28 protein-coding genes are annotated in these 21,551 nt (G+C 44.9%); 16 read left to right on the forward strand and 12 right to left on the reverse strand.

All coding sequences use genetic code 11. The annotated features are described in order from the left end of the window. Window positions 1-24: 24 nt before the first annotated feature. Window positions 25-606, reverse strand: coding sequence for a hypothetical protein (locus tag ICN41_RS00845; protein WP_255537832.1), 582 nt, complete (start codon window positions 604-606; stop codon window positions 25-27). Between the two features lie 110 nt (window positions 607-716). Between ICN41_RS00845 and ICN41_RS00850 the strand changes: the two genes are divergently transcribed. The 5 genes from ICN41_RS00850 to selD all read left to right on the forward strand — a co-directional run bounded on the left by ICN41_RS00850 (window position 717) and on the right by selD (window position 4,649). Further along, entirely contained in the window at window positions 717-1,151 is a 435-nt protein-coding gene (locus tag ICN41_RS00850; RefSeq protein WP_370629067.1) for a GNAT family N-acetyltransferase, read from the forward strand. A gap of 5 nt (window positions 1,152-1,156) precedes the next feature. Continuing rightward, window positions 1,157-1,576 carry a YbgC/FadM family acyl-CoA thioesterase gene (locus tag ICN41_RS00855; RefSeq protein ID WP_216290922.1) on the forward strand — a complete coding sequence of 140 codons (420 nt, stop codon included), beginning with the start codon at window positions 1,157-1,159 and terminating at the stop codon, window positions 1,574-1,576. A gap of 7 nt (window positions 1,577-1,583) precedes the next feature. Then, window positions 1,584-2,165, forward strand: a complete 582-nt coding sequence (locus tag ICN41_RS00860; protein ID WP_216290923.1) for a hypothetical protein — start codon at window positions 1,584-1,586, stop codon at window positions 2,163-2,165. Window positions 2,166-2,311: 146 nt separating this feature from the next. Next, window positions 2,312-3,574: a DEAD/DEAH box helicase gene (locus ICN41_RS00865; RefSeq protein WP_216290924.1), complete on the forward strand. Its 1,263-nt coding sequence runs from the start codon at window positions 2,312-2,314 to the stop codon at window positions 3,572-3,574. 22 nt (window positions 3,575-3,596) lie between these two features. Then, the gene (gene selD, locus ICN41_RS00870; protein WP_216290925.1) at window positions 3,597-4,649 is read left to right on the forward strand and encodes a selenide, water dikinase SelD; all 1,053 of its coding nucleotides are present in this window, start codon (window positions 3,597-3,599) and stop codon (window positions 4,647-4,649) included. Here the strand turns inward: selD and mmsB are convergent. Together mmsB and ICN41_RS00880 are read right to left on the reverse strand one after the other, a co-directional pair. Continuing rightward, window positions 4,646-5,530 carry a 3-hydroxyisobutyrate dehydrogenase gene (gene mmsB / locus ICN41_RS00875; protein WP_216290926.1) on the reverse strand — a complete coding sequence of 295 codons (885 nt, stop codon included), beginning with the start codon at window positions 5,528-5,530 and terminating at the stop codon, window positions 4,646-4,648. The genes selD and mmsB overlap by 4 nt on opposite strands. 25 nt (window positions 5,531-5,555) lie before the next feature. After that, on the reverse strand, window positions 5,556-5,822 hold the full coding sequence (locus tag ICN41_RS00880) for a cupin domain-containing protein (protein WP_216290927.1): 267 nt from the start codon (window positions 5,820-5,822) through the stop codon (window positions 5,556-5,558). A 57-nt stretch (window positions 5,823-5,879) separates the two neighbouring features. Here ICN41_RS00880 and ICN41_RS00885 point away from each other — a divergent pair, with 57 nt between their 5' ends. Beyond that, window positions 5,880-6,173 (forward strand): DUF1330 domain-containing protein, encoded by a 294-nt coding sequence (locus ICN41_RS00885; protein WP_216290928.1) that lies wholly within the window; start codon window positions 5,880-5,882, stop codon window positions 6,171-6,173. Between the two features lie 61 nt (window positions 6,174-6,234). Here ICN41_RS00885 and ICN41_RS00890 read toward each other — a convergent pair whose 3' ends face one another. After that, window positions 6,235-6,423 carry a hypothetical protein gene (locus ICN41_RS00890; protein ID WP_028819023.1) on the reverse strand — a complete coding sequence of 63 codons (189 nt, stop codon included), beginning with the start codon at window positions 6,421-6,423 and terminating at the stop codon, window positions 6,235-6,237. 163 nt (window positions 6,424-6,586) lie between these two features. Here ICN41_RS00890 and ICN41_RS00895 point away from each other — a divergent pair, with 163 nt between their 5' ends. From ICN41_RS00895 to ICN41_RS00910, 4 genes are read left to right on the forward strand one after another with little or no spacing between them, the layout of a single operon-like run. Continuing rightward, a complete protein-coding gene (locus ICN41_RS00895) occupies window positions 6,587-7,561 on the forward strand; it encodes a tripartite tricarboxylate transporter substrate binding protein (RefSeq protein ID WP_216290929.1) in 975 nt (324 codons plus the stop codon). Between the two features lie 23 nt (window positions 7,562-7,584). Beyond that, window positions 7,585-9,168: a rhodanese homology domain-containing protein gene (locus ICN41_RS00900; RefSeq protein WP_216290930.1), complete on the forward strand. Its 1,584-nt coding sequence runs from the start codon at window positions 7,585-7,587 to the stop codon at window positions 9,166-9,168. Then, window positions 9,168-9,479, forward strand: coding sequence for a hypothetical protein (locus ICN41_RS00905; RefSeq protein ID WP_216290931.1), 312 nt, complete (start codon window positions 9,168-9,170; stop codon window positions 9,477-9,479). Before ICN41_RS00900 ends, ICN41_RS00905 begins: the two co-directional genes overlap by 1 nt. A gap of 4 nt (window positions 9,480-9,483) precedes the next feature. Then, window positions 9,484-9,705, forward strand: a complete 222-nt coding sequence (locus ICN41_RS00910; RefSeq protein WP_216290932.1) for a TIGR02450 family Trp-rich protein — start codon at window positions 9,484-9,486, stop codon at window positions 9,703-9,705. 58 nt (window positions 9,706-9,763) lie between these two features. Here the strand turns inward: ICN41_RS00910 and ICN41_RS00915 are convergent, their stop codons facing one another. Then, entirely contained in the window at window positions 9,764-10,279 is a 516-nt protein-coding gene (locus tag ICN41_RS00915) for a hypothetical protein (protein WP_216290933.1), read from the reverse strand. A gap of 120 nt (window positions 10,280-10,399) precedes the next feature. On the opposite strand from ICN41_RS00915, the gene ICN41_RS00920 reads away from it, so the two are divergent. After that, on the forward strand, window positions 10,400-10,789 hold the full coding sequence (locus tag ICN41_RS00920; protein ID WP_216290934.1) for a group II truncated hemoglobin: 390 nt from the start codon (window positions 10,400-10,402) through the stop codon (window positions 10,787-10,789). Here ICN41_RS00920 and ICN41_RS00925 read toward each other — a convergent pair. The 3 genes from ICN41_RS00925 to ICN41_RS00935 are packed head-to-tail and all read right to left on the reverse strand — an operon-like array spanning window position 10,786 to window position 13,410. Continuing rightward, entirely contained in the window at window positions 10,786-12,006 is a 1,221-nt protein-coding gene (locus ICN41_RS00925) for an NAD(P)/FAD-dependent oxidoreductase (RefSeq protein ID WP_216290935.1), read from the reverse strand. The genes ICN41_RS00920 and ICN41_RS00925 overlap by 4 nt on opposite strands. 3 nt (window positions 12,007-12,009) lie before the next feature. Beyond that, complete coding sequence (locus ICN41_RS00930; RefSeq protein ID WP_216290936.1) at window positions 12,010-12,519, reverse strand: ion channel; 510 nt, start codon at window positions 12,517-12,519, stop codon at window positions 12,010-12,012. 33 nt (window positions 12,520-12,552) lie between these two features. Then, on the reverse strand, window positions 12,553-13,410 hold the full coding sequence (locus ICN41_RS00935; protein WP_216290937.1) for an LOG family protein: 858 nt from the start codon (window positions 13,408-13,410) through the stop codon (window positions 12,553-12,555). Between the two features lie 197 nt (window positions 13,411-13,607). Between ICN41_RS00935 and ICN41_RS00940 the strand changes: the two genes are divergently transcribed. The 4 genes from ICN41_RS00940 to ICN41_RS00955 all read left to right on the forward strand — a co-directional run bounded on the left by ICN41_RS00940 (window position 13,608) and on the right by ICN41_RS00955 (window position 16,611). After that, on the forward strand, window positions 13,608-13,811 hold the full coding sequence (locus ICN41_RS00940; protein ID WP_216290938.1) for a hypothetical protein: 204 nt from the start codon (window positions 13,608-13,610) through the stop codon (window positions 13,809-13,811). A 117-nt stretch (window positions 13,812-13,928) separates the two neighbouring features. Further along, the gene (locus ICN41_RS00945) at window positions 13,929-14,666 is read left to right on the forward strand and encodes an ABC transporter substrate-binding protein (RefSeq protein ID WP_216290939.1); all 738 of its coding nucleotides are present in this window, start codon (window positions 13,929-13,931) and stop codon (window positions 14,664-14,666) included. Window positions 14,667-14,742: 76 nt separating this feature from the next. Further along, entirely contained in the window at window positions 14,743-15,627 is an 885-nt protein-coding gene (locus tag ICN41_RS00950; RefSeq protein ID WP_216290940.1) for an NAD(P)H-hydrate dehydratase, read from the forward strand. Window positions 15,628-15,633: 6 nt separating this feature from the next. Beyond that, window positions 15,634-16,611, forward strand: coding sequence for a DMT family transporter (locus tag ICN41_RS00955; protein WP_216290941.1), 978 nt, complete (start codon window positions 15,634-15,636; stop codon window positions 16,609-16,611). 19 nt (window positions 16,612-16,630) lie between these two features. On the opposite strand, the gene ICN41_RS00960 is transcribed toward ICN41_RS00955, so the two are convergent. Beyond that, a complete protein-coding gene (locus ICN41_RS00960) occupies window positions 16,631-16,900 on the reverse strand; it encodes a protein tyrosine phosphatase (protein ID WP_216290942.1) in 270 nt (89 codons plus the stop codon). An 81-nt stretch (window positions 16,901-16,981) separates the two neighbouring features. Between ICN41_RS00960 and ICN41_RS00965 the strand changes: the two genes are divergently transcribed. Beyond that, window positions 16,982-17,614, forward strand: coding sequence for an FABP family protein (locus ICN41_RS00965; RefSeq protein ID WP_216290943.1), 633 nt, complete (start codon window positions 16,982-16,984; stop codon window positions 17,612-17,614). A 43-nt stretch (window positions 17,615-17,657) separates the two neighbouring features. Here the strand turns inward: ICN41_RS00965 and ICN41_RS00970 are convergent, their stop codons facing one another. The 3 genes from ICN41_RS00970 to tcuA form a co-directional block, all read right to left on the reverse strand. Next, on the reverse strand, window positions 17,658-18,806 hold the full coding sequence (locus ICN41_RS00970; protein ID WP_216290944.1) for an aminotransferase class V-fold PLP-dependent enzyme: 1,149 nt from the start codon (window positions 18,804-18,806) through the stop codon (window positions 17,658-17,660). 134 nt (window positions 18,807-18,940) lie between these two features. After that, complete coding sequence (tcuB, locus tag ICN41_RS00975; RefSeq protein ID WP_216290945.1) at window positions 18,941-20,086, reverse strand: tricarballylate utilization 4Fe-4S protein TcuB; 1,146 nt, start codon at window positions 20,084-20,086, stop codon at window positions 18,941-18,943. Next, window positions 20,073-21,482 (reverse strand): FAD-dependent tricarballylate dehydrogenase TcuA, encoded by a 1,410-nt coding sequence (tcuA, locus tag ICN41_RS00980; protein WP_216290946.1) that lies wholly within the window; start codon window positions 21,480-21,482, stop codon window positions 20,073-20,075. The genes tcuB and tcuA overlap by 14 nt, the downstream gene beginning before the upstream one ends. Between the last annotated feature and the right edge of the window lie 69 nt (window positions 21,483-21,551).

Here is a 21,551-nt window from a genome sequence, read left to right on the forward strand (position 1 = left end):
GCGGGCTTTTTATCTTGGAAAAGCTTATTTCTTAGGAGCAACAAATCCAAGCGCTGTGTCATCAACATACTCAATCATGACATCATCGCCTGCCTTGAATTTTTCAAGACCTAAAACACTTTGATCCACTTTCACTTTCTGCTTCTCGCCATTTGGCATTGTGAAAGTGACGATACGTGATTTAGCATCGATTGTGGAAATCTTGACAGTAGCGTAAACAGTATCCGTAATTTCTTCAAAAGGCTTTGCTGATCCTTTGCCTGCAATAGTCATAGAACGAACGCCAGATACCCCAGGCTTAGCATCCTTACCCGCTGCAGTTAGTCCAACTGCAATAGCTTGAGCATGCTCAATCACAAATATGTCGCCCTTCTTTACTTTTTCTAAATCATTAATTTGCTTAGATACGTTCATCTGCATCAAATTAGCATTTGCATCTTTGAGAACCACAATGCGCTTCTTTGCATCAACTGAATCTACAGTTGCAGTCAATACTGCGATATCAGCAGCCAATGGGACCATCTTTGCTGGGACTTGTGCAATAGAAGCGCTTGCCATAACAAGACCGGCGGTGGCTAGTAAACCTGCGATAAATGTTCTCTTCAAAATAGCTCCAATTTAATGTGGGGTTGTGTAAGAATTTAGTAACTTTTGCAATTACTGATCTGATTGTACCTACGGTATATTTCATTTCTCTTTCATTTAAAAGGCGCTCAGTGATATTGATTCAGACCTGGCAAGAAGCCTCTAAGCAAGCCTATGCCATACGTCAAACGGTCTTCATTGAGGAACAAGGCATCCCCAAGGAGTTGGAGCTAGATGAATTTGACCCCATAGCTTGGCACGCCCTGGCATTCTGGGAGGATCAATGTATTGGAACAGGTAGGCTGGTTGCAGTTAATCAGAATGCAGGCCAGATTGGGAGAATGGCGGTCTTAGCCGACTTTCGGGGGCAAGGATTCGGTAAAGCCATTCTGATTCAACTGATTGATCTAGCGGCTAATCAAGGGATGTCTACACTCACCCTGCACGCTCAGGTTAGCGCTATTCCTTTTTATGAAAAATTCGGCTTTATGGCCCAGGGATCAATCTATGAGGAAGCGGGTATTCCACATCGTAATATGATTCTCTTATTGCCAATTTCTAGCTAATACAAATGACTGTTGCCCCTACCCCCTATTTACATCGCGTTTGCTATTCAGATACTGACGCTGCTGGTTTTGTTTATCACGGACGCTACCTCGAAATTTTTGAGCGCAGTCGAGCTGAATGGCTCTATCAAAGAGAATTGAGCCCCACTAAACTCATTAATGAGTTCGGCATCCTACTTCCCGTACGCGAGCTCAAAATGAACTTTTACAAACCGGGTAGATTAGATGACCTGCTATACATTGATCAAGTGATCGAACATCGAGGTAGAACACAAGTTGCCGTCAAACAAACTGCCAGCCGAATGATTCAGGATGGTGATACTGACGACTTGCAGATGATCGCCAGCGCTTTATTACATATTGTTTGTGTTGATACCAAAACGCTCAAACCTAAAGCCATTCCTGATTGGCTTTTCATAGACTGATGACACCATGACTGACGGAAGACTACTCAGCTTTGTAAAACAACTAAGCCAATTGCTTGAGACTAAGCCAAGCGAGAAGATTATTTTTACGCAAGGAAAAGCGCTACTCGAAGAGTTAATTGCTAAAGATGATTGGCTTGCAGAAGAATTTACCAAACCACACCCTCAGTACTATCAACAATATTTACTCTACGCAGATCCATTTGATCGCTTTTCGATCGTCAGCTTTGTTTGGGGGCCCGGCCAGAAAACGCCCGTACATAACCACACCGTATGGGGCATGGTGGGACAACTTCGGGGAGAAGAAAAAGGCACCCCTTTTCACCAACAGCCTGATGGCAGTTATAAGTCGGGCACTCCCGTCATTTGCTCGCCAGGTCATGTCGACACCGTTTCGCCAAATACGCATGACATCCATGAAGTAGCCAATAACCATACAGATCAAACCTCTATCAGTATTCATGTTTATGGTGCCAATATTGGCAAAGTACAACGTGCTGTCTATGACCCCATTACAGGCCAAGAAAAGACTTTTATCTCAGGTTATGCCAATACGCTAGTTCCCAATCTCTGGGCTACTTCACAGTAAACTCGCTTTGGTCACCTTTTAGTTACCATTAAGTCACCTATGACTTAAAATAGAAGCTCTTACTGCAAATGCTTTAGCGTGGCAGCTCACCCCATTGGCCGGGATTGTCTTTCAATTGAATACGGGCCAATACTTCATTGGTCCCTATGTTATTCACAGATCTCGGTTTATCCGAACCCCTGCTTCGCGCTATTGCTGAAGAAGGCTATACCAGCCCCACTCCTATTCAAGCTAAGTCGATTCCTGCCGTCTTAAAAGGCGGCGATTTACTGGCTGCTGCACAAACTGGCACCGGTAAAACAGCTGGCTTTACCCTACCTATCCTGCAGCGCCTCAGCAGTAGCACCAAATCAGGCGGTGGAAAGCGCTTACTTAAAGTACTCATCTTGACTCCTACCCGTGAATTAGCAGCTCAAGTTCAAGAATCTGTAATGATTTACGGCAAATACACCGGTCTTAAATCGGCTGTGATTTTTGGTGGCGTGGGTGCAAATCCTCAGATCAAAGCAATTGCTTCAGGTTTAGATATTTTGGTTGCTACGCCTGGTCGCCTCTTAGATTTAATGTCGCAAAAATGCGTTTCACTAAATGATATTGAGATCTTAGTACTCGATGAGGCAGACCGAATGCTCGACATGGGCTTCTTACGTGATATCAAAAAGATTCTGGCAGTTCTTCCCAAGAAACGTCAAAACCTGTTGTTCTCAGCAACCTTTTCTGATGAAATTAAATCCTTAGCCGATGGATTGCTGAATTCACCAGAGTTGATAGAGGTGGCCCGCAGCAATAGTGCAAATGAAGCGATTGCCCAATTAATACATCCCGTAGATCGTAATAAGAAGCAGCCTTTACTGGCACATTTAATTAAGACCAATGATTGGAAGCAGGTACTGGTATTTACTCGCACCAAACATGGTGCAAATAAACTCGTCACCCAGCTGGAAAAAGATGGCATTACCTGTATGGCCATTCACGGCAACAAGAGTCAGACTGCTCGCACTAAGGCATTGGCAGACTTTAAGGCGGGTAAATTAACCGCTTTGATTGCCACCGATATTGCTGCGCGCGGAATCGATATTGATCAATTGCCTCACGTTGTGAACTATGATTTACCGAACATATCAGAAGATTATGTGCACCGCATTGGACGTACAGGTCGAGCAGGATCAAATGGTGTAGCCGTCTCTTTGGTTTGCGTAGATGAACATCAAATGCTCAGAGATATTGAAAAACTGATTAAGCAAAAACTTCCGCAAGAGGTCATTGCCGGATTTGAACCGGATCCTAATGCAGTCGCTCAACCCATTCAGCTTCGTAGTCAGCAGCACCAGCAATCTAGGAAACCCGGGAGCGCTGGCAAGCCTGCCGCCAAACGCAGCAGCCCGCCAAAGAGAAGCTTTAATCGCTAAATCATCCGATAAAATATTGACCATGAGTACAAACCCAGAACCGCGCCTGACCTCCCTATCTCATGGTGGCGGTTGTGGCTGCAAAATTGCCCCCGGCGTTCTTTCTGAAATTCTGAAGAGTGTTCCTCAACTGCCCTTTCCAAAAGAACTGCTGATCGGCATCGAAACTTCAGATGATGCAGCGGTCTATCAAATCAATGACACTCAAGCGATTGTGGCTACCACTGATTTTTTTATGCCAATCGTTGATGACCCCTATGACTTTGGAAAGATTGCGGCGACCAATGCCATTAGTGATATATACGCCATGGGTGGTACCCCCTTATTTGCACTCGCTTTAGTAGGCATGCCTATTAAGGTCTTATCAAATAAAACAATTGCGCGCATTTTAGAAGGTGGTGCTGAAGCATGTCGTAGCGCTGGCATTCCGATTGCGGGCGGTCACACGATTGATTCCGTAGAACCCATTTATGGTTTAGTTGCTATTGGCATCGTTGATCCACAAAGAATTAAAAGCAACGCTTCAGCCAAACCTGGTGATGTACTGATATTAGGCAAACCTTTGGGTGTCGGCATTCTCTCAGCTGCTCTTAAAAAAGATCTTCTCGGACCAGATGGTTATCGCGAGATGATTGCCAACACCACCAAACTCAATGCCGCTGGTCCAGATCTCGCCAAGCTTGCTGGTGTTCATGCGCTAACTGATGTCACTGGCTTTGGTTTGGCCGGTCATTTACTTGAGTTGGCTAGAGGATCAAACTGCACTGCGCACATCGACTGGAGTCAAGTGCCCCTGCTATCGAATGTTCAACAATTTGCAGATGATGGCGTCATTACTGGCGCTTCTGGCCGTAACTGGGAAAGCTATGGAAGTGAAGTGACTATTCCAGGCGATTTCTCGTTAGCACAACAAGCACTGTTGACTGATCCCCAGACAAGCGGTGGCTTATTGGTGTCTTGCAGCCCCGATTGCGTTAAGGAAGTCTTAGACATTTTCAATCAACATCACTTCCTTGGTGCTCGGGTCATAGGTCAAATGAGCAAGCGTCAAGAGCGGGCGCTAGTTATTTCTTAACTAGTTTTCTTGAGATGAAACACGCTCGAGAAATCTAATTGTCCATTTCCTGATTGACTATGGGCTTCATAAAGCGCTCTAGCCATTTTTCCCAATGGGACATCAGCATCTAAATTTTCGGCATTCTCAACAGCCAAGCCCAAATCTTTTAGCATTAAGTCCACCCCAAAACCGCCTGCATAGCCTTTTGAAGAAGGCACGTTATCCATCACACCAGGACATGGGTTATAGAGCTCTAGCGCCCAATTTCGGCCTGAACTTTTAGCCATGATGTCTGACAGTACTTTGGGATCTAAACCATTGGCAATACCTAAACGTAAAGCCTCACTGGTACCTAGCATCTGAATACCTAAAAGCATATTGTTGCAAACCTTAATAGTTTGACCAGCACCACTCGATCCCGCATAAAAAATATTCTTGCCCATTTTTTCTAGCAAAGGACGCGCACGCTCCAGATCTGCCGGATCACCACCCACCATAAATGTCAAAGTTCCCGCCTGAGCGCCCGCGGTGCCACCAGAGACGGGTGCATCAATCATAGAAAAACCTTTTGCTTTTGCAGCAGCCGCTACAGTTTGCGCAACCTTTGGTGAAATCGTTGAACAATCCACCAATAATGTTCTTGGATTTGCGTGAGCCAATAAACCATGCTCACCAAGATATAAGCCTTCTACGTGCTTAGAGGCTGGCAACATGCTAATTAACACCTCAACATCCTGAGCTGCAGCATTCGCATTAGCAACTACCTTACCTCCGGCGGTAGTAAAAGCCTTCAGTTGGCTATCTACCAAATCAAATCCAGTGACCTCATGACCTGCTTTCACTAAATTGATAGCCATCGGCAATCCCATATTTCCCAAGCCAATAAATCCGATTTTCATATTTTTCCTAATTCAGTATTAAGGATTATTTTCTAGCGGCCAAGTAATGCACACCATTTGGACCATAGGTTTCAGAATGCGGCTGCTCATGCTTTAGATGAAAAGCTTCACCAGCCTGATAGTGACTTGTAATGCCCTCAACCGTTAATTCAATATTGCCACTCAAGACGAGTGCAATAACCTCAAACGGATGCGTGTGATCACCTAAAGATCCATTTGGCTCTCGAACTACCTCTACAGGGTGAGGATAGCCATCCTTCTCTAGTTTCTGGAAAAATTGCTCTCGATTCATACCTAAACTATAGCGTGCTTATAAACTCTCTATATTAAAGAATCTAAGTGGGGATATATGACTTTCAAAGTGATTGGTTTAATGGAGCTTACTGATCAAAATGCATTTGAGGAATACCGGAGGCAGGTAGGCCAAACCGTGGAGCTGCACAAAGGATTGATCTATGCGCGCGGAGCCATTACTGAGATCTTTTGGAATGAACTTGATTGCAATTCTTTTAGTACTTATGTAGAGCTACACTTTCCGAGCCAAGAGGATGCACATGCTTGGGTCAAGAGTCCCCAATATCAGGCATTAGTATCCGTACGCAGTCAGGCTATGAAACTGACCCTGTTTGGCGTGACTCTCTAAATTGAGGCAATAAAAAAGCCTAGCGTTTTAAGGCTAGGCCTGCAGATCAATGGGATAAGAATTACTTCTTAGCTTCCATTGCCTCTTTTGCTGCTGTGATTTCTTTGCGACGCTCTTTGCAAGCACCAGCAATTTCTTGTAAGGCTTTACGAGCACGTGCAGCGGATGCCTTAATGCCCTTTTCAATAAACTTTTCGTTCTCAGCTTTGTATGTTTCAAAAGCAGCTAACAATGTATCGTGTTGTGACATCTTGTCTCCTCATCATCTAAAAAATATACATTCCAACAACGAAATCAGTATATCCCCATAAAAACTATAGAAAATGACCGCTTTCATCAGGGATAACGCCTAGAAAGCAGGGATCAGCTAAAAACGAGTACATTAGTAAAAAAACAAAATGGAGACTGTCATCATGCTTAAAAGATTCGTTCTATTAGCCCTAACCGGACTCTTTGTCCTTACGGCAAGCGCTCAAACGACTTCCTGGCCAAGTCCTGGCAAGCCAATTACCTTTATTAACCCCTTCCCCCCTGGCGGCGCGGTTGACGCATTTGGGCGCCCTTTAGCCAAGCAACTATCTACTCAGCTGGGCACTTCGATTGTTGTCGACAACCGCGGTGGTGCTGGCGGGACTGTAGGTGCGGCAGCAGCAGCCAAAATGGCCCCAGACGGATACACCTGGCTTCTTGGTGCAGTGCACCACTCTATTGCCCCAAGTATGTATCTCAATCTACCTTATGACATTACTAAGGATTTTGAGCCGATCGCCATCATTGGTAGCGTTCCACACGTCATTGTTGTGAACCCCAACAAGTTTTCCAAAAATGATCTGAAATCCATTGTTGAAGAAATTCGCAAGAATCCAGGTAAATTCAACTATGCATCTACAGGAAATGGCACCTCTCAGCATCTTGCCGGCGAATTATTTAAGATGCAAAATAAATTATTTATTACGCACATCCCCTATCGTGGCACTGGCCCTGCGCTTCAAGATTTGGTTGCCGGTCAGGTCGATATGATGTTTGATACCTTGGCGGGAGCAGCTCCATTTATCAAAAGTGGTCAGCTAGTTGCAGTCGCTGTTGCTAGCAGCAAGAGAAGTGATGCATTCCCCAATGTACCAACCGCACAGGAATTAGGTATCTCCAATTTTGTTGTCTCTAGCTGGTACGCAATGTGGGCAATCAAAGGCACCCCTAAAGAGATTGTTGAAAAAATGAGTGCCGAAGTACAAATCGCACTTGCCTCTCCTGAGATCAAAGAGCGTTGGGCAGGATTGGGAGCTAGCGTTCCTAAGATGTCACGCGCTGAACTTTCTACCTTTATAAGCCAAGAAATTGTTCGCTGGAGTGAAGTCGTTAAAAAATCTAACGCTAAATTAGATTAATTGAAGAAATAAATAGAGACAAGATGAGTATCAACACTAAAAATTATGAATTTATTCGGAATAAACTTCTCAATAAGGAGGAGATTGCGCTCCTAGATGTCCGTGAAGAAGATCCTCATGCTCAAGAACATCCTCTATTTGCTGCCAATCTCCCCTTATCCAAAATTGAATTTGATGCCTATGGGAAGTTGCCCCGTAGGGATGTGCCCATTGTTACCTTGGATGATGGTGAAGGTTTTGCTCAGCTCGCAGCTGAAAGACTCATTGCGCTCGGGTACCCAGACGTTTCCGTATTTGCTGGTGGCGTTACCGCTTGGAAAGCGGCGGGTGGCGAGGTTTTTAAAGATGTTAATGTTCCAAGTAAATCATTTGGTGAGTTTGTTGAATCAAAACGCCATACTCCTTCTTTATCAGCGCAAGACGTAAAGCGGATGCTGGATGCTCAAGAGGATGTTGTCGTAGTAGATGTGCGTCGCTTTGATGAGTACAACACGATGAGCATCCCAACTGGTATTAGCGTCCCGGGAGCAGAGTTGGTTCTACGCGTACCTGAACTAGCACCCAATCCTAAAACAAAAATTATTGTGAATTGCGCTGGTAGAACGCGTAGCATTATTGGTACGCAATCCCTCATCAATGCAGGCATTCCTAATGAAGTCAATGCATTGCGCAATGGCACTATAGGTTGGACACTTGCTGGACAAGAGCTTGATAAAGGTCAAACCCGCCGCTTTCCGGATGTCAGCAACAAAACTGCTGAAGAGGCTGCTGATCGCGCAAGAAGCGTCGCCGATCGTGCAGGCGTGAAACGCGCTAGTCTTGCCGATGTCAAACTCTGGCAAGGCCAATCGGAACGAACCACCTACTTTTTTGACACTCGCACCCCCGAAGAGTATGAAGCTGGTCATCTACCAGGCTTTCGCTCCGTCCCCGGAGGTCAACTTGTGCAAGAAACAGAAATGACAGCGCCCGTTCGAGGCGCGCGCATTGTGTTGGCTGATCCCAGTGGCGTCAGGGCAAATATGCCCGCCTCTTGGTTAGCCCAAATGGCATGGGATGTCTACGTATTGGATGGTCTCAATGCAAGCGATCTCACGGAAAAAGGAACATGGAAACCACCATTACCCGTCCTTCCCAAAGTCAATCTAGTAGATGCCAATACACTTTCTGGCTGGCTTAAAACGGATAGCAATACGATAGCAATTGATTTGAGTACCCATGCTAATTACATTAAAGGTCATATTCCAGGAAGCTGGTATGCCCTGCGCTCTCAACTAACTGAAGCCCTAAAGCAGATTCCACAAGTCGATCGCTACGTTCTGACGAGCAATCCAAGTGAGCTTGCATACTTTGCGGCTCATGAACTGGAAAAACTGACTAAGGCCGAAGTGTATGTCTTAGATGGTGGTACCCAAGCATGGGTCAAGAGTGGATTGGAACTAGAAAAAGGGGCTAGCCACTTAGCATCACCACCCCTAGATCGGTATAAGCGCCCATACGAAGGCACTAGCGTTGATCCGAAAGCAATGCAAGCCTACTTGGATTGGGAATTTGGCTTAGTTGAACAACTGGGCAAGGATGGCACCCATCACTTTTGGGTTCTTTAATGCATCTAAGTAAAATTGCAGTACGGTCATTTGCGCTGATACTTTCCTGCTGCGCTCTACTGGCCTGCGGGCGAGATAGCTACACCACATGGAACTGCCTCTCATCGGCAGGAGCCAAAAGCAAAATGGTGACTAAAAAAGCGCAGATGCAATTTCAGGAACAGCAGTTTGACTATTGTGGAAGCCTTGGTGAGCGTAGCTTCTTTTCCAAAGCCTGTCCTGCCAATATTCAAGATGCTGACTTTGTATTTACACCAGTATCGGGATTGCTTCATGGCAATAGCCAGGATTATCAGTGCACTGCACTGTAATACGATGAATCGGATCAGTCCCAAGAAATTACTCTTAAGTAAATGGACGGCAGTACAACCCATCGCCAAACAAAAACATTTTTTAGTGAGTAAATTGATCCTGCCAGAGGATCTGAGTCAGCCGATTGAATTCATTGAGATTGAGGCGGTCTATAGCAAGAAAACCAAGCAAATCCCCTGGAAAGAACTGCGAGACAGCAATCTATGGATTCAGGGTTGGAAATAAAAAAGCTGCCACTTATGGTTATAAGGGCAGCTGATTTGAAAAACGATTGACTTAAAGCTTATTTTTTTCCAGAAGACTTCTTCACCATCTCATCAAGATTCTTTTCAGCAGTCTCTGCTACTTGGTTCACAATTTTTCGACCTTCTTGAAACATCTTTTGACCGGTCGTTGACATCTCATGCACTACCTTAGATATCTTGTCAGCATGGGATGGCATTTTATTTTCCGCATCCTCCAACCAGGATACTAAAGAGCTACGTACTTGCTCAAGATGCTTTTCAGTTTCATCTGCAGCGCTCTCGCCAATATCCTTGAGAACAGACTTCACCTTCTTTTGATAGGTAGCAGCACGTTTAGCAGCTTCTTTTGCAGCATCGTCTTGTAAACCTTTTAATTTTTCCAAATCATTTTTAGCTGCAGATTTAGCGCTGTCTAGTGCGTTCTTCATGCCCCACTCCATCTCGGCAAGGTGATGAGCACTCAGATCTTTGGCTGCGTCTAATAGCTTATGGGAATAATCAAACAACTCTTTTGCCTTTTCTCGCTGCCACTTCTGCATATCTTTTGGGTCCATTTCCACTCTCCTATCCATTTGTTTCTGATTAATTGCACTACTATTTAAGTCCATTCTCTACTCTATACCCAAATTAGGGAACTGCCAATTCCCCCTCTTATCAGTATTAAAATAAAGGGTATGAGTGAACGTCAAAACCTGTATGAGAGCATTGGGGGAGTCGATAAGGTCAATGAACTAGTGGACCGCTTTTACGACCTCATGGCCTTAGAACCCAGTTTGGCTGAATTACGCAATATGCATCCTCAAGATCTATCGGACTCTAGAGAAAAACTGAAATTTTTTCTCACTGGATGGATGGGTGGACCTGATATCTACTCTCCGAAATATGGTCACCCGATGTTACGTGCCAGACATCTTCCTTATAAAATAGGAATGAAAGAACGCAATCAATGGTTAGTTTGTATGTATCAAGCTATGGAAGATTGCGGCATTCATGAAGATGTTGGAAAGCAGCTAGAAGAATCTTTTTTCAATACGGCTGACTGGATGAGAAATCAGCCAAACTAGCCAAGGGCCTGAGCACAGGCAAAACCGCTCGCCCAAGCCCATTGAAAATTGTGCCCTCCTAAATGGCCCGTTACATCAACGCACTCGCCAATAAAGAATAGACCGGAATGTTTGCGAGACATCATTGTTTGACCATCTAGCTCTTTTGTATCAACGCCGCCAAGCATAACTTCGGCCTTCTTCCAACCCAAAGTTCCTGCTGGCTTGACGGACCAATTCGTTAGCAATTCTTTTAAAGCCTGACGATCTTTTTTAGAAACCTCAGCCCATTTGCGTCCCAGTAAATTTTTTTGTTCGGCAAAAGCTCTTGCAAGACGCTGGGGTAGTACGGATGCCAAAATTGTTTCCGTTAGCTTTAAGCGATTTTCTTCCTTATTAAATAACTCATCGCAATTAAAGCCTCCGGGGCGCTCAAGTGAACCTAGCCAATCCACATGAATGGGCTCACCCTCAACCCAATAACTACTTGCTTGCAAGACAGCTGGCCCAGATAAGCCTTTATGCGTCAAAAGTAAATCCTCATTGAAGCGGCAGGCGCCATAACGATCTCCTTTTGAACCAGAAGCAATGCGAACGGGAACGCTTAAACCTGCAAGCTCACTCAGATTGCCGAATGTATCGGCAGTGAACGATAGCGGCACTAGGGCTGGCCTAGGCTCAACGACTGCTAAGTCGAATTGTTTTGCGATATCCAAAGAATAGGCGCTTGCCCCAATTGCTGGTACTGGTAAACCGCCTGTAGCCATCACCACAGCCTTTGTGATTTCAATGCCATGATTTGTTTCAACACGCCATTGAGCATCTGCTTGAGAAATAGATTGAACTGAGACCGGATGACGAATAGTCACACCGCCTTTTGCACATTCACTCATCAACATTTCAATAATTTGTTTTGCAGAGTCATCACAAAACAGTTGCCCCTGATGCTTCTCGTGATATCGAATCCCGTATTCGCTGACAAGTTGAATAAATTCTTTTGCTGGATATTTGGCTATGGCGCTTTTTACAAAATGGGGATTGAGCGATAAAAAATTGGCTGGGGTGCTGTGCATGTTCGTGAAATTGCAGCGGCCGCCGCCGCTAATACGGATCTTTTCACCCAAGATATCGGCATGATCGAGTACTAATATTTTTTTACCTAGTTGCCCAGCGACGCCAGCGCAAAACAGGCCAGCCGCGCCACCGCCAATAATGACGGCATCCCATATTTTGCTCATGGCTTAATGAAAGCGATCAATGATGTCAGAAGAAATCTTTAGTTTCTCCATATGCATCCTGGTATAGGCCTGCCGGAAATTTTTGGTCATGGAGATCATCGCCGAGGCAGTCCAAGCAAAGGCAAACATCCCAGAAAACGCAATAATGACCGCTAACATCTTCCAACCATTAGGAAGTATGTCCTCCATAAATCCCATTGCAGTGTAAGTGCTACCAGCAAATAAAATACTGTCACCTAGGTTAGGTAGGAGCTTAAATAGATACAAAGCAAAACCCCATATCACGATCTCAACAATATGGGTCATAAACAAAAGAAATACGCTGATGTAAAAACAGATACTGACAGAGGCAAATTTCTTTTCAGCTAGTAATAGATAGGATCTCACTTCATAGCGTTTAGCAATCTGCAAAAGTAAGACGCCATGAAAGATCATGACTACGATCAACATCAAAGCTCCCAATAGGTAGGCTGGAAGATCTAGTTCGGTGGCGAGAGTTTGGTGAATATTCATAATCTTTAAAACTAACGCTATTTTACAGGGGCATTAAGCGAGCTGGTACCAGTCTCGAATGTACTTCCAGGCCTCCTCAGCAGTTTCTACAAAGTGCACCCCATGCATGTCAATTTCATCAATGACGCCGAACTCAATCATTTGCTTGAAATTCACCATTTCAGTCCAAAAGGCTTTGCCCACCAGAATAACTGGGAAGCGGTCAACCTTTTTGGTTTGCATCAGCGTTAATACTTCAAACAACTCATCAAATGATCCAAAGCCACCAGGGAAGGCAACTATCGCTCGAGCTCTCAACATAAAATGCATTTTTCGAAGAGCGAAGTAATGAAAGCGAAAACTTAAACCGGGGCTAATATAAGGATTGGGATGCTGCTCTCTAGGTAGACTGATATTAAATCCAATAGTTTGATCACCAGCCTCAAATGCACCACGATTGGCAGCCTCCATAATTCCTGGGCCGCCACCAGTGCAGATGTATAACTTATTATTCCCCTGCTTTTGCGTAGCGTTGTACTGGGCCACTAAACCGCCAAACTCTCTAGCTGATTCGTAATAACGACTGTGTAGCAGTGCTTTTTTTGCTTCCTCCATCTCCACTGGAGTGACAGCCTTTGCCTCTAGATCAAGGGCTCGCTCATAACTGACAAAACGGGTTGAGCCAAATACAGTAATGGTGTGCTCGATGCCATGTTCATTCAACAGAATTTCTGGCTTGAGTAACTCCAGCTCAAAGCGAATACCGATGGTTTCACGACGAGCAAGAAAAGCCTCATCATCAAATGCGAACTTATAGGAATCTATTGAACTTTCCTCAGAAATCTGGCTTTTTTTAATATCCAAAAAGTCAGTAATAGTCTGAGAATTATTTGTTGGGAGCTTGGACTTCATGCTGCAACCTTTGGCGGAAAGAGTAACTCCATATTACCTTTTGGACTGAGTAAGCCTAACTTCATCAACTTATATTGGGGAAACTAGTATTTATACCTATCCTTAACAAAATTCAAGTCTAGGGGGTTTTAGGGATATACCCCACCCTTATTAAGGTTTAAAATCCCTAGAATTTCAACCAAATCGAAGGAAAAGCAATGAGCAACCGTTCAATCATCATCATGGTACTGGTTTTAATTAGTGCCACCGCCTATTTACTCATCAAAGGCGACGGCGACATTGATATGGGTGGCGAGAAGCATGGCGCTGAAGCTGCTCACATGGAAGAAGCTAAGAAAGATGCCCCTGCGGCGGCTCCAGCAGCCCCTGCTGCTGCACCAGCACCTGACGCTAAGAAGTAATTTTTCGCAATGAAAATGAAACCGCGGCTAGCCGCGGTTTTTTTATATCATTTGCCCATGAAAACTACGCTTACCCTACTCCTCCTTTTCTTTTCTCAAATAAGCTTCTCACAACCAATGAACCAAATTGACGCCAAAATGATTCAATCCTTTGCTCCTACCGGCACTTTGCGTGTTGGTATTAATTTAGGCAATCCCGTTTTGGCTGGACTTGATGCGGGCACTCAAAAGCCAAAGGGAGTGACGATTGATATTGCAAATGAAATCGGTAAACGTGCTGGCATCCCAATTGAACTCGTTCCTTTTCAAACCGCTGGCTCTACAGTGGATGCCATTAAGACTGGCAAGATTGATCTCATCTTTGTAGCAATTGATCCCGTTCGAGGTGCAGATGTAAGCTACACACCGCCCTACATCCAGATTGAAGGTGCCTACATGGTCAAAGCCGATTCCAATCTCAAGGTAAATGAGTATGTGGATCGTTCTGGTGTAGAGATTGTGGTTGGTAAAGGAAGCGCATACGATCTATTCCTCACCCGTGAAATTAAAAATGCCACCCTACTTCGTGCAGCCAGTTCACAAGCTGTAGTGGATGATTTTATGGCTGGTAAAGGAAATGTGGCTGCAGGAGTTAAACAACAGCTAGAAAGTGATGCCAAACGCTATAACGGTTTACGCATGCTTCCTGGACGATTCATGGTCATTAATCAGGCCATTGGCATTCCGAAGGCTAGACCTGAATTTGAAAAGACGACCATTTATTTGAGCGGCATCATTGCTGACTTAAAGTCATCAGGATTTGTAGCTGAATCTATGAAACGTCATGGCATACAAGGCGCTAGAGTAGCCGAATAAGTGACAAGGTTGAGTTAGCAAGAGTATCCAGCCTTACAATGATCTCAATCCCCTGGATTGGATCGATACTGGCTATATGAGCACCTTACCCATCAAACTCAATGCACTTAAATTAGCTCAACGCTTAAAACGCGCTCCCGCTGAGCACAAGGGTGATGCCGGTAAAGTGATTTTGGTCGGTGGTGCGCCTGGTATGGCAGGTGCGCTCTTATTAGCTGGCAACGCCTGTCTGTACTTAGGTGCTGGCTGGACCATTCTAGAAATGCTCGACCCTACTTCGGCCCATGCCTACATGGATCATCCAGAATTGATGATTCGTCTTGCGGATCCCAAGATTAATTTCAGCGCTCAACAAAATAAAGCAGATATCATCGCCATCGGTCCTGGGCTTGGAGTTTCTGCATTAGCTAAACATTTGCTTCACAATATCTTAAGCAGTACTCATGCGCCCATTGTTATTGATGCAGATGCGATTAATTTAATTGCTAGTAATCAGGATCTTTTACAGGCACTTCAAAAACGCAATCAAGAGTATCCCGAGCAAACCGTACTCACACCGCATCCCGGTGAAGCCGCCAACTTATTACATAGCTCTGCAGTAGATGTGCAAGCCAATCGCGTTGACGCATTAGCGCAGTTAGTAGAGTTGACTCAATCCATCGTAGTACTCAAAGGCCAAAACACCTTAATTGCCTCACCAAATTACCAGCCGCTGCAGTGTGCAGAAGGTAATGCCGGCATGGGAACAGGTGGCATGGGTGATGTACTCACAGGAAGTATTGCCGCGATTGCAGCCCAAGGACTTCGTCACCAACTGAATCTCTGGGAGGCAAGTGGGCTCGCTGTAGAACTTCATGCACGCGCTGCAGATAGTCTGGTAAGTAAAGGTGTTGGGCCAATAGGCTTAACACCTTCTGAAGTCATCTTGGAGATGAGAAGCTTGTTAAATAGACTGTTATAAAACGGTATGCAATCGGCTAGCGCAGCACATCATCATCGACATTACCTCTATGGCATCCTGATGGCTGCTGTTGGCTCAATGCTCTTCTCTGGCAAAGCCGTTCTGATCAAGCTAGCTTTTGCAGATGGTGCAAATGCGGAAACCCTCATAGCGCTCCGTATGTTGATGGCTTTTCCGATGTTCTGGGGAATCTATTGGTGGTACTCGCGCAGAAGCCCCATGAGTCCTTTAAGTTGGTCTGATCGCGGCAAGATGATTGGCCTCGGATTTTTAGGCTACTTTCTTTCTAGCTATGTCGATTTCTTGGGGCTCCAATATATTTCTGTTGGCTTAGAGAGAATCGTTTTGTATCTCACTCCAACAATCGTCTTACTCATATCCTATTTTGTTCTCCAAAAATCCATCTCTCGCCTGCAGTGGTATGCATTAATTGTTGGCTATCTAGGCGTGATTGTGGTCTTCATTCAGGATGCCAGCTCCTCCGGTATTAGTGCATGGTTGGGTATGTTCCTCGTGTTCTCTAGCGCCTGCTTTTATGCGGTCTATATGATTGGCGCAGGGGAAATGGTGAAGCGCATTGGAAGTGTGCGCCTGGTTGTTTATGCCAGCTCATCCTCTACAGTATTTAGTGTGGCGCAGTCTCTTATCTACAACCCCACTTCTTTGCTCGAGCAATTGCCGCAAATTTACTGGCTGAGCTTGCTAAATGCCAGCTTATGCACTGTCATTCCTATGCTCATGATCATGATGGCAATCAATCGCATTGGCTCACCCTTGGTTGCGCAAGCAGGAATACTGGGACCCGTATCCACCATCTTTATGGGCTATGCATTTTTATCGGAACCCATTACCTGGATGCAAATCAGCGGGATGACTTTGGTAATCGCCGCCATGTGGCTTTTAGTTCGCAATGACCCATCAAATAAAAAGTCACCTGATCCCAAAAAATCAGATGACTTTGATAGAACTGAACCCCTCAATTAAGAGGGGGCTTAGCGAAACCTTACTGTGCAGGAGCTGGAGTTGCTACAGGGGCGGTAGCGGCAGCTTTGGCTTTCTTCTTAGACTTCTTCTTTGCTTTTTTGTCTGCCTTCTTGTCTTTCTTAGTCTTCTTTACTTTTTTCTCTGATACCGGCTCAGCTGGCACAGGTGCGGCGGCTGGAGCAGCCACCGGAGCTGGAGCTGGATCCGCAGCCATCACTGCTATAGGTGATAAGGCAATAGCAGCAGATACCAAAGTGATAGTGCTGAGGTGCGCAATTCGAGAAATCATAAAATTCTCCAGGAAAGTTGGTTGATAATTTGATCATACTCAAAAATTTGTCATAAATACCTCATTTAAAGAAAGTTATTGATGAATGATTTTCCTAGCGATATTTTTACGGAGCCTCAAGGCTATTCAGTTGATACCCTCAGCATGCTTGGTCCTTTCACAGGAATGGCTGGGATATGGGAAGGTATTCGCGGCCTTGATGTCAAACCCAAAGTAGATGGCCCTAAGAAACAAGCTTATGTTGAACGCATTGAGCTTCAGCCGATAGATCCTCAAACCAATGGCCCTCAATTATTTTATGGCTTGAGATATCACGCCCACATTACTAAGCCTGATCAAGTTAAAACCTATCATGATCAAGTGGGCTACTGGCTTTGGGAGCCTGCAACTGGAAACATTATTCACACGCTCACTATTCCACGCGGAATGACGACGATGGCTTCGGGCATAGCCACTGCCACTGCCAAGCACTTTGAATTGCATGCGAAAGAAGGTGATCCTAATGCAGGGATCTCTTCCAATCCATTTTTAGAGTACGCATTTAAAACTGTTGAATATCATATTGAGGTGATCATCCATGATGATGAGACCTGGTCATATGAACAAGACACCGTGTTGAAAATCAAAGGCCAAGATGCCCTGTTTCATCACGTTGATAACAATACCTTGCATAAGATTGGAGAAGCAACACCAAATCCTCTAGCAAGGAAATAAAAAAGGCCATCATATGATGGCCTTGTCTTAATACTCTGTTGAATTAAGCAGGAAGTGCTTCAGCCTCAGTAATCTTCTCCAAAGCTTTAGCCAGGTGATCAACGGTGCGATCAACGTGTGCCAATTTCTCCAGGCCAAACAATCCAATACGGAAAGTGCGGAAGTCTGGTCTTTCATCACACTGCAATGGAACACCTGCAGCTGTTTGCATACCCAGGGCAATAAACTTTTTACCCGACTGAATATCCGGATCCTTGGTATAGCTCACCACGACACATGGAGCCTGGAAACCTTTTGCAGCAACTGAGTCATAGCCCTTTGATACCAAGAGCTCACGAACCTTCGTACCCAATTCAATTTGTTTTTGTTTGAGAGCTGCAAATCCAAGAGATTGGGTTTCTTGCATCACATTACGCAAAATCTTCAGAGCATCGGTAGGCATAGTGGTGTGATAAACATGACCACCCTTCTCATAGGCTTCCATAATCTGAAGCCATTTTTTCAAATCCATCGAGAAACTGCTGCTCTGTGTAGTATCAATAAGCTCACGAGCACGGTCACTCATAGCAATCAACGCACAGCATGGGGAACTACTCCAACCTTTTTGTGGTGCAGTAATCAATACATCCACATTGCATGCTTTCATATCAACCCACATTGCACCTGAAGCGATGCAATCTAGTACGAACAAACCATTCACAGAACGAACCGCTTCGCCAACCGCCTTGAGATATTCATCTGGCAAAATAATTCCGGCAGAGGTTTCAACGTGCGGAGCGAAGACAACAGCAGGCTTTTCTTTTTTGATAAAAGCCACTACTTCTTCAATTGGTGCAGGAGCAAATACACCCTGCGTAGTATTTTCTAATTGCTTGCCTTTGATAACAGTAATGTCATTTGTAATGTTGGCCAAATCAAAAATCTGGGTCCAGCGATAGCTAAACCAGCCGTTACGCAAAACTAAGCACTTTTGCTGATTTGCAAACTGACGAGCCACGGCTTCCATGCCAAACGTGCCGCTTCCAGGAACAATCACAGCAGAGCTCGCATTGTATGCATCTTTAAGCACACTGGAGATATCAACCATCACACGCTTAAATTCTTCAGACATGTGATTTAAGGAGCGGTCGGTATAAACGACTGAGAACTCCAATAAACCATCTGGGTCAACGTTTGGTAGTAAGCCTGGCATAGTAATTTCCTAAGAATTTCTGACGATAAGTGCTAAATGATACCGATTTAAGGGTATTTATGGGTGATCAGATGCAAAAGTTTGGCACCACCCCTGTCAGAGAGCTTTAATCCTAGGATTGAGGGCCTAAGGGATTAATCTGCGCCCAGTTGCAGAGAATTTTTTTGCCGCTTTTCTATCGCATTTTTTAATAATGCTGCAGTGCGATATATCCCGTGAGCAAATTTTCCATAGGGCATAGTTAAAAAGAATCCCATAACAAAGCCCAAGTGAACAGCCAACAAAATCGGCATCCAAGTGGTATCACGATAGGCTAAGAGTGCTAAGCCAGTTGCACTGATTAATAAGAGCAACAAAATGAATGCTCTATCCATCGGTTTTTGATTGGCATCTCCATGCGCACTATCACGCTTGTAGTTTAAATAGAGCAAACCAGTAGGACCAATGAGAAGCCCAATGCCGCCAAGAGTACCTAAGATAACAGGCAAGCTGTTGAGAGCATAAGGCGCTGACAGACCTAGGAGATAGTGATAGAGAGTGGCAACACTTGTTGAGGCAAAGCACAACATGAAACCATAAAATGTGAAATGGTGAAAACGTTTTCTCCACAGAGAGAAAGCATCATCTTCATTATTGCAACCCTCACCATGACCACCGCCTAGATATTTAAGGCTTAAGACATCGTGCGTAGCTTCGGCTGCAGCAACTCCAGTAATAGCCCCTGGTGAAACCTGACTCCAAAAACGAATTACTCCGACTGCTATTGCCAGAATGGCAAATAGAAACACCGCTCCAAACATCAGCGCTAGTGTGTTATGAGAAAAAATGGCGTAGAAATTTCCACCATTAGGCGCCAAGAATAAAGTGCCATTAAGTGCAAGAGTCAGCAATAAAAAAGCGATCAAGGAAATTGAGCTGGCCATAGCAAGCGTAACGCCATTGTTCTTATACAAACTTCCAAAAGCATGCGGCCAGGCAAAATCAATATAGGTTTCTTGGCGCACCTTTGCCATTGCCAAGGGAACGTTTACCGCAAAATCATGTGGAGGTGCGTATTGGCAAGCATGCAAGCATGCACCGCAGTTGTGACAAAGGTTTGCTAAGTAATGGACATCAGCAGTATTGAATTCAATACGACGTGTCATTGCAGGAAAGACTGCACAAAAGCCCTCGCAATAACGGCATGCATTACAGATCTGCATAATGCGAGCCACTTCTTGGTCAGCACGCCCAGCACCTAAGTTAGAAGCCTCTTGAATCAGAGAGTTAAGCTGTTGCATCATTTATCTCCGTTTTCAAGCCCACTGCTCTTGCAGCGCTAACACCAGCAATTCGACCAAAGGCCGTGCCGATAGTCATTCCAATCCCCGCGGTATAACCTTTGCCCAATACATTTCCTGCCATCATTTCCCCAGCAACGAATAAATTTTGACTGGGCTTGCCGTCGAAAAATACATTGGCATTCTGATCCGTCTTCAAACCTAAGTAAGTAAATGTCACGCCTGGCTTTACTGCATATGCATAGAAAGGTCCCACATCAATTTTTCTTGCCCAGTGTGTCTTAGGCGGATTGAGACTTTCTGTATGGCAATCATCTAAGGCAGTGTGATCAAAAGTACCATCAACACATGCCGCATTAAAGTCCCTAATTGTTTTCACAAAGGTTGCTTGGTCAACTCCAATTTGATCTGCCAACGCTTCCAAGGTATCCGCTTTCTCACCTGGGAATACTGGTGGCATAAAACGTCCAAGCGCTTTGGAATCAATAATGGAATAGGCAATCTGACCAGGCTGTTGCGCCACAAGGCGACCCCAGATGGCATAACGCTTAGGCCAAAAATCTTCGCCCTCATCATAAAAGCGCTCAGCCTTTTGATTCACCACTACACCCAAGGAAACACAATCAATGCGTGTGCAAATTCCACCGTCATATAAAGGAGCACGCGCATCAATGGCTACCATGTGCGCCTGAGTAGGGTCCCCAATCGTATCTGCCCCTGCTTCAATCATGTATTTGAGCAAAACGCCCATATTAAATTTAGTACCGCGGATTAAAAAATTATCCGCAGGATACTCACCTGAGTCATTTTTTCCCCAAGCTTCTTTTAACCATTCACGATTAGATTCAAATCCACCGGCCGCAAGTACACATGCCTTAGCTTCGATCCGCTCTTTGCCAACATAAGCGGCAATAAACTTGCCATCTTTCAACTCAACAGAATCCACTGGTGCGTTATAGCGAATCTGAATACCCAGTTTTTCAGCGCTACGATAATAAGCATTGACTAATGCCTTGCCACCGCCCATAAAGAATGCATTAGTACGCGAGAGATGTAGCGTCCCAGAGAGTGGCGCTTGAAAATGGACTCCATGCTTCATCATCCATGAGCGACAACTTGAGGACGAGCGAATCACCAATCTGGCAAGCGCTTCGTCAGTAAGACCTCCGGTAACCTTTAGAAGATCCTCCCAGTACTCTTCTTCTGAGTATGTGCCCAACAAAACATCTTGAGGCCCATCATGCATGGCGCGTAAATTGCGCGTATGGGCAGAATTACCACCCCGCCACTCCTTGGGGGCTGACTCCAATACCAATACGCTAGCGCCGGCCTCTCGGGCCATTAGGGCAGCACAAAGGGCGGCATTTCCGCCACCAATGACAAGAACATCAACCATAGACACTGTAAAACTTTATAAATCAAAAGAACTAACTGTACTGTTTTTTTCAGATTCTTTCCTGAACCC

The sequence above is a fragment of the Polynucleobacter sp. 15G-AUS-farblos genome, assembly GCF_018882445.1.
Classification (GTDB): Bacteria; Pseudomonadota; Gammaproteobacteria; order Burkholderiales; family Burkholderiaceae; genus Polynucleobacter.

Bases quoted from the DNA above. Each gene is read 5' to 3' on its own strand.
- ICN41_RS00855 (WP_216290922.1), top strand. From the start codon at position 1,157: ATGACTGTTGCCCCTACCCCCTATTTACATCGCGTTTGCTATTCAGAT.
- ICN41_RS00860 (WP_216290923.1), top strand. From the start codon at position 1,584: ATGACTGACGGAAGACTACTCAGCTTTGTAAAACAACTAAGCCAATTG.
- ICN41_RS00865 (WP_216290924.1), top strand. From the start codon at position 2,312: ATGTTATTCACAGATCTCGGTTTATCCGAACCCCTGCTTCGCGCTATT.
- selD (WP_216290925.1), top strand. From the start codon at position 3,597: ATGAGTACAAACCCAGAACCGCGCCTGACCTCCCTATCTCATGGTGGC.
- mmsB (WP_216290926.1), bottom strand. From the start codon at position 5,530: ATGAAAATCGGATTTATTGGCTTGGGAAATATGGGATTGCCGATGGCT.
- ICN41_RS00880 (WP_216290927.1), bottom strand. From the start codon at position 5,822: ATGAATCGAGAGCAATTTTTCCAGAAACTAGAGAAGGATGGCTATCCT.
- ICN41_RS00885 (WP_216290928.1), top strand. From the start codon at position 5,880: ATGACTTTCAAAGTGATTGGTTTAATGGAGCTTACTGATCAAAATGCA.
- ICN41_RS00890 (WP_028819023.1), bottom strand. From the start codon at position 6,423: ATGTCACAACACGATACATTGTTAGCTGCTTTTGAAACATACAAAGCT.
- ICN41_RS00895 (WP_216290929.1), top strand. From the start codon at position 6,587: ATGCTTAAAAGATTCGTTCTATTAGCCCTAACCGGACTCTTTGTCCTT.
- ICN41_RS00900 (WP_216290930.1), top strand. From the start codon at position 7,585: ATGAGTATCAACACTAAAAATTATGAATTTATTCGGAATAAACTTCTC.
- ICN41_RS00905 (WP_216290931.1), top strand. From the start codon at position 9,168: ATGCATCTAAGTAAAATTGCAGTACGGTCATTTGCGCTGATACTTTCC.
- ICN41_RS00910 (WP_216290932.1), top strand. From the start codon at position 9,484: ATGAATCGGATCAGTCCCAAGAAATTACTCTTAAGTAAATGGACGGCA.
- ICN41_RS00915 (WP_216290933.1), bottom strand. From the start codon at position 10,279: ATGGACCCAAAAGATATGCAGAAGTGGCAGCGAGAAAAGGCAAAAGAG.
- ICN41_RS00920 (WP_216290934.1), top strand. From the start codon at position 10,400: ATGAGTGAACGTCAAAACCTGTATGAGAGCATTGGGGGAGTCGATAAG.
- ICN41_RS00925 (WP_216290935.1), bottom strand. From the start codon at position 12,006: ATGAGCAAAATATGGGATGCCGTCATTATTGGCGGTGGCGCGGCTGGC.
- ICN41_RS00930 (WP_216290936.1), bottom strand. From the start codon at position 12,519: ATGAATATTCACCAAACTCTCGCCACCGAACTAGATCTTCCAGCCTAC.
- ICN41_RS00935 (WP_216290937.1), bottom strand. From the start codon at position 13,410: ATGAAGTCCAAGCTCCCAACAAATAATTCTCAGACTATTACTGACTTT.
- ICN41_RS00940 (WP_216290938.1), top strand. From the start codon at position 13,608: ATGAGCAACCGTTCAATCATCATCATGGTACTGGTTTTAATTAGTGCC.
- ICN41_RS00945 (WP_216290939.1), top strand. From the start codon at position 13,929: ATGAACCAAATTGACGCCAAAATGATTCAATCCTTTGCTCCTACCGGC.
- ICN41_RS00950 (WP_216290940.1), top strand. From the start codon at position 14,743: ATGAGCACCTTACCCATCAAACTCAATGCACTTAAATTAGCTCAACGC.
- ICN41_RS00955 (WP_216290941.1), top strand. From the start codon at position 15,634: ATGCAATCGGCTAGCGCAGCACATCATCATCGACATTACCTCTATGGC.
- ICN41_RS00960 (WP_216290942.1), bottom strand. From the start codon at position 16,900: ATGATTTCTCGAATTGCGCACCTCAGCACTATCACTTTGGTATCTGCT.
- ICN41_RS00965 (WP_216290943.1), top strand. From the start codon at position 16,982: ATGAATGATTTTCCTAGCGATATTTTTACGGAGCCTCAAGGCTATTCA.
- ICN41_RS00970 (WP_216290944.1), bottom strand. From the start codon at position 18,806: ATGCCAGGCTTACTACCAAACGTTGACCCAGATGGTTTATTGGAGTTC.
- tcuB (WP_216290945.1), bottom strand. From the start codon at position 20,086: ATGCAACAGCTTAACTCTCTGATTCAAGAGGCTTCTAACTTAGGTGCT.
- tcuA (WP_216290946.1), bottom strand. From the start codon at position 21,482: ATGGTTGATGTTCTTGTCATTGGTGGCGGAAATGCCGCCCTTTGTGCT.